This is a genomic window from Escherichia sp. WS3227_2, from assembly GCF_046486495.1.
GTDB classification, from domain to species: Bacteria; Pseudomonadota; Gammaproteobacteria; order Enterobacterales; family Enterobacteriaceae; genus Escherichia; species Escherichia coli.
The window spans coordinates 1-570 of record NZ_JBJQLG010000056.1 but is presented as its reverse complement, the minus strand read 5'-3'; the positions used below and the strand labels follow the sequence as shown (position 1 = coordinate 570).

2 protein-coding genes are annotated in these 570 nt (G+C 55.1%); both read right to left on the bottom strand.

The window, feature by feature from the left end; translation table 11 throughout:
* Positions 1-121: gpW family head-tail joining protein (gpW, locus tag ACJHXB_RS24800; protein WP_072666719.1), on the bottom strand; the 121-nt coding region annotated here is incomplete at its 3' end.
* On the bottom strand, positions 118-570 hold a 453-nt coding region (locus ACJHXB_RS24795; protein ID WP_077891427.1), incomplete at its 5' end, for a terminase gpA endonuclease subunit. The genes ACJHXB_RS24795 and gpW, both read right to left, overlap by 4 nt.

Below are 570 nucleotides of genomic sequence, written 5' to 3'. Positions count from 1 at the left end.
ACACGGAAGTGGCCGTAAACTCCACCCTTCGTCCGTCTTTCTGTACTGTTGCCACCCGTTTACCTGTCATCAGGTCATGCAGTGCCGCACGGGCAGCGGCAAGTTCTTCCTGTCGCGTCATTCATCCTCTCCGGATAAGGCACGGGCGTAATCTGCCAGTGTTTTCTTGTTGGTTGCTGCACCATCCTCTTCCTGCAGGCTCGCCAGCAGCGCACTGAGATCCAGCTGCCAGCGGGAAATACTGATGCGCAGCGCCGCCAGCGCATAAACGAAGCAGTCGAGTGCCTCATTGCGTCGCTTTTTGCTGTCCCACAGTATTTTTTTCCTGCCATCCACCCATTTTTCGACCTGCTCTTCAGCAGTCAGCTGCTGCGCTTCGGTCAGATCAAAAATATCCGGGTTATTCGGGAAGTGAACGGCACCGGGAAGCGGTTCATCCCCTTCCGGCGTCAGTGTGAAGCGGTTATAAATCTGCTCTTTCGCGGTATCCGTACCGATTTCGGTAAGGTAAACCCCGTTTTTGTTTCGCTTACGTGGCATGCTGGCCACCGGCTTTCCGTAGACGGATGC